This is a genomic window from Methanoculleus sp. UBA413, from assembly GCF_002502935.1.
Lineage (GTDB): Archaea > Halobacteriota > Methanomicrobia > Methanomicrobiales > Methanoculleaceae > Methanoculleus > Methanoculleus bourgensis.
On sequence record NZ_DAQR01000009.1, the window covers coordinates 1 to 4,712 of the forward strand.

Annotated in this window: 4 protein-coding genes; 1 reads left to right on the top strand and 3 read right to left on the bottom strand. The window is 61.9% G+C overall.

The features are described 5' to 3' along the window. The coding region (locus tag BP858_RS00940) for a PGF-pre-PGF domain-containing protein (protein WP_286878597.1) at nucleotides 1–977 on the top strand (977 nt) is incomplete at its 5' end. Between the two features lie 90 nt (nucleotides 978–1,067). On the opposite strand, the gene BP858_RS00945 is transcribed toward BP858_RS00940, so the two are convergent. The 3 genes from BP858_RS00945 to BP858_RS00955 all read right to left on the bottom strand — a co-directional run bounded on the left by BP858_RS00945 (nucleotide 1,068) and on the right by BP858_RS00955 (nucleotide 4,565). Then, entirely contained in the window at nucleotides 1,068–2,195 is a 1,128-nt protein-coding gene (locus tag BP858_RS00945; protein ID WP_214166716.1) for a radical SAM/SPASM domain-containing protein, read from the bottom strand. Then, nucleotides 2,180–2,515, bottom strand: a complete 336-nt coding sequence (locus BP858_RS00950) for a hypothetical protein (protein ID WP_214166717.1) — start codon at nucleotides 2,513–2,515, stop codon at nucleotides 2,180–2,182. The genes BP858_RS00945 and BP858_RS00950 overlap by 16 nt, the downstream gene beginning before the upstream one ends. A 319-nt stretch (nucleotides 2,516–2,834) precedes the next feature. Continuing rightward, nucleotides 2,835–4,565 carry a PQQ-dependent sugar dehydrogenase gene (locus BP858_RS00955; RefSeq protein ID WP_250317273.1) on the bottom strand — a complete coding sequence of 577 codons (1,731 nt, stop codon included), beginning with the start codon at nucleotides 4,563–4,565 and terminating at the stop codon, nucleotides 2,835–2,837. Nucleotides 4,566–4,712: the final 147 nt, after the last annotated feature.

A 4,712-nucleotide genomic window follows, 5' to 3' on the forward strand; every position in this document is an offset into this window, starting at 1 on the left:
CCCCCGCCACAATTGAGGTCGGGGATGCCCGGGAGTTCATCGCCACGGTCTTTGACCAGTGCGACAACGAGATGGGTTGGGTCAGGGTTGCCTGGTCATGCTCTGACCCGTGCGTCGGCACACTCGACCGGGCCGGCCTCTTTGCAGCGTTCGCTGAAGGGTCTGCGGATGTGACGGCCAGGGCCGGCGGCAGAGAGGGAACAGCAGCGGTCACCGTCACGACCGGATTCACGATCGACCCCACGCCCACACCCACCCCGATCCCGACCAACCCCGGGAACAGCGGCGGAGCGACATACCATGACTGGGGCGATGGCGGTGGCGACACCGGACCGACCTTCTCCGCAGGAATGTGCGAGAACCTGATGAGCGGCGAGACGTTCACGTTCTCGGATATCAGCGTCTCCTCGGTCAGCAGCGTTGCCATCACAGCGGCGTCCAACATCCCGAAACTGATGGTGACCGTGAAAGAGGTGGCTCGCCCCAATGCAGCGAAACCTCCTGCGGCTGATATCTACGAGTACGTCGATATCAGCCTCTACTGGGCAGACCAGCGCGGGATCAGCAACACGTCGGTGATCTTCACCGTCTCTGCCGACTGGCTCGAAGACCGTGGTATGCTCCCGGAGGATGTCAGGTTCATGCGTTACGTCGACGGTGCCTGGCAGTCCCTGGAGACCGAGGTCATCGGTGAGGAGAGCGGGAAGTATCGCTTCCGTGCAATCACTCCTGGTTTCTCCACGTTTGCCATCGCTGCCGCAGTAACTGAGAATGTGACCACAGCCGGGGAGATGAATGTCACAACCGGAGAAGAGACGAATGTCACGACCAATGTGACCGGTACCGGGAACGTGACTGGCGAGGCAACGACGGAGGCGACCACTGTGCCGGCGACAACGACGCCTGCAACGCCGCTCGTCTATGCACCCCTCCTCGCCCCGCTGTCTTTCCTCCTCTGGCGGAGGAAGAACCGCTAACCCACTCTTTTTTTGATGCCGCACTCGTGCGGGCCCCGGAGCCCAGGGTTCAATACCTCCCGCACTCAACCACCAGAGAGCACAGGCGGTTCACTTTTGGTGCCGGTGACCGGGCACAGCGGGCCCCTCATTCTCCAGGAGGGCCTCCCAGTAATCACGGTTGTTGATGCACCCAGGGTCAGGCGCATGGATATCCCCGAAGTATGCCCACCCGCGGGCCCTGCATCCGCCGCAGATATACTTGTTACCGCAACCAGCGCATGCCCCCCAGAGCAGGCTCCGGTCCCGCAGACCCTGCAGAACCTCTGATGAGTGCCAGATATCAAGAAACGGTGTATCCCGCACGTTTCCTAAGGTGATCGGTATGAAGACACAGGGCTGGACGTTCCCCTCGGGTTCGATACTACAGTAGAGCCTGCCTGCACCGCACCCACCGATGAAGTCGGCAAGGAGACCGGTCTTTCCCTCTATCGCCTCCCCGGCGTAGAAGTACCCGACGGGGACGCCTCCCTCGTCGGCAAGCGCCACGGGTGCGACCTGCGGGGCGGTGCTGAGCGCCTCAGGACCGCCGCCCTCCCGGGTCCGGGCCATCAGGTAGCGCATCAGATCCCTCCGTTCTTCAGGAGAGATGTCCTGGCCTGCCATCTCCACGCCCCGCCCTGTCGGTATGAAGTTAAAGCACATGAGCCGGTTCACCCCGAGGTCCGACGCAAGGCCGTAGATATCCGGGACCTCGGCGTAGTTCGCCCGGGTGACTGTGGTTGCTATACAGGTGTAGAACCCCTCCGCGACAGAGTTCCTGATGCCCGCTATGGTCCTGTCGAACGCGCCCGGGATGCCCCGCACGGCGTCGTGGCTCTCTGCATCCTTACCGTCTACAGATATCTCCATATACTCAATACCGGCATCCCGGATCCTTCCTGCCATCTCCGGGGTGATGAGGGTTCCGTTCGTGGCAAGCGCCACGTAGATATCGTTCCTGCAGGCATGGGCGGCCACCTCGAAGAAGTCCTTCCGCATCAGGGGCTCCCCTCCCGAGAAGGCGATGACCACCACACCGGCATCCGCGAGTTCCTCTATGAGGTGCTTTGCCTCTTCAGTATCAAGCTCGCGGGGGAGCGCCTTCTGCGCATCCTGGTAGCAGTGGGCGCACCTGAGGTTGCAGCGGTGAGTGAAGTCCCAGACCACCATAAAGGGAGCGTTCACGATCTGGGGCATAGTGACACCGTAGCGAGCGATCCCCCAAGCACGTTCTGGAGCCCCCGTAAGAAGACGGTCTCCCGGAGCCCGTTCCTGATGTCATCCTCGCTCACCCCAAAGAGGTCGCTGCTCCGGCGGAGGGTATGCCCCACCATGCGGCCCGCAAGCCTGCACCTCCAGCAGAGATCGTCGGTCGGATCCAGGTAGTACCGGATCGCGTTTGTGAGGCGGTTTCCGCAACCGTCGTCCCGGGCGACGAACCGGAGGAGGGCACGGGCAAACGGGTTCCCAAGCCGCCGCCGAACCGCCGGAAGCGCGTGGATACGGTCGTCTGCCATTGCCTGATCATCTCCTCTGCACCCTCCGGGGGCGATCCGGATCTTCCGGGATGGTTGAGAGGGCTTAAAGGTTGCCCACCCCCGGGCATGTGTTCATACCTGCCCGTACGGTCATGAGTAGCGACAACGCCCGTTTGCCAAAGGCGGCCCGTGAACAGGGTGGTGTTCGCGATCACAGGATTCTCTTCCAGAGGAATGCTGGTCTCGGTCGATGCAAGGGCCTCCATGATCTTCCCGGCGGGGTCCAGTGAGGAGAGGGAGAGGGAGAGGACCGCATCGGCTCCGTTCCCAGTCCCTCGACTATCGTGCTGGTCTGGTACTATGCTGCGTACCCGGTCTGCTCCCCGGTGACTGTGGGCGTCACCGTCGTCGGGGCCGGAGTGACGGCGGTGGGCGGCACGATCTTCCAGAGTTTGCCGGTGCTGGTGGAATTATCGGGTCCTCCAACATCGTTTGTCAGCACATACAGGTCCTGGTTGGCGTCCTCACCGAACCCGCGCAGGAATGTACCGAGGGTCTCGTTCGTCCCGCCGGTGATGTTCACCGTCTGGACATCCCACATGGCGTTCTCGTCGGGTGTCAGGCTCACGGCAGTCTCTGGCAACGCTCCCTCGGCCCATCCTGTCGGAGGTGTGGCGGCGAGGAGGGTGCCGTTCCCGACAGTCCGGCTGTCGCTCCAGTAACCGAAGATGTACCTGCCCTCAAGCTCGGGGACGGCGGTCCCGCGGTAGACGTTGCCGCCGACGACGACAAGACCGAGGTCATGGCCGCCTTCGAAGATGGGGCCGATCAGCGGTTCACCCTGGTATCCGGTGATGTTGCAGGACGCACCGGGTGCCGTGGTGGCGTTGGGGTCGAAGCAGTGCGTGCCCTCGCGGATGTTCCAGCCGTAGTTCCCGCCACCTAAGACGATGTCCACCTCCTCAAAGAGGTTCTGTCCCGCATCGGCGACAAAGAGTGTGTTATTGCCGCCGGAGTCAAAGGCCATGTAGGCAGGGTTGCGGAACCCGTAGGCATAGATCTCGGGCGGGACGGAGGTGTAGGCATAGGTGCCGAGGATCTCGGGCAGGGTCTCTGCAAACGGGTTGTCGGTCGGTATGCCGTAGAGGCTGCCTGCAAACGTCGTCCATGTCGGCTCGGGCGGGGTCTCAGTCCGGTTGACGCTCATGTTCTGCGTCTGGTTCGCTGTTCCGGTCATGTTCTGCTGGACCGTCACGCCCCCGGTGGCGGTGCTGTCCACGTCGATCCTGAGGATCTTACCGTAGATCTTCGTGAGGTCCTGGGCGTTCCCGATTCCGGGGGTATGCCCGTTCCCGACATCATTCGCCCTTCCGCCGTCTCCAAGCGATACGTAGAGGTAGCCGTCGGCGGGGCTGAAGGCAAGCTGGCCGCCGTTATGGTTCTGGTAGGGCTTGTCGATGTACATCAGGATCTTCTCAGATGAGATGTTCACTGCATTCGGGTTCTCGGGATCAACCTGGAACTCGGAGATGTGGTTGGTGCAGTTCCACCCCTCGGGAGCCTCCGATCGCAGGGGCGCGCTGTAGAAGGCGTAGACCTTACCGTTGGTCCGGTAATCCGGGTGGAACGCGATGGAGAGCAGGCCGCGCTCGTCGTAGGTCGGGCTGAGGTTCGCGAGGTTGCCCCGGAGGTCCAGGAACGGCTCGGGGAGCGTGGTTCCGTTCGCGTCAACGATCTTCACCACACCGATCTGGTCTACGACGAAGAGTCTCCCCGTCCCGTCGTCGGGCGACGTAACCATCATGGGGGAGGTGAAGTTCTGCGCGACAAGTTCAAGGCCGATCTCAGCTGTAAAACTCGGAATTGGCGTCAGGTTCGTCCGGGACGCGTTGTTCTCGAACGCCGCGGCAAGCATGGACCCGGCGTTCGTGAGATCCGTTACGTTGCCGCTTATGTTCTGCGTGCTTTCCGTCGTCTGGTTCGAACTCTCGTTGGTGCCACTGACATTGCTCAATCCCACCTGTGCGCCTGCACCCGCGACGAGTGCGAGGATCAGGAGGGATGCCATGACAATGGTAACTTTTGTCATGCGGGTCCGGACATGACATGAGAATAGATAATAGTTATGCCGGATCACCCGGTCATTACTCCCGACATATGGGGGCAGGATTTGTGGAATGCGGTCTTCCTATCGTGAATTCCCACCACTGCCGGTCAGGTGGAGCCTTCATCTGTC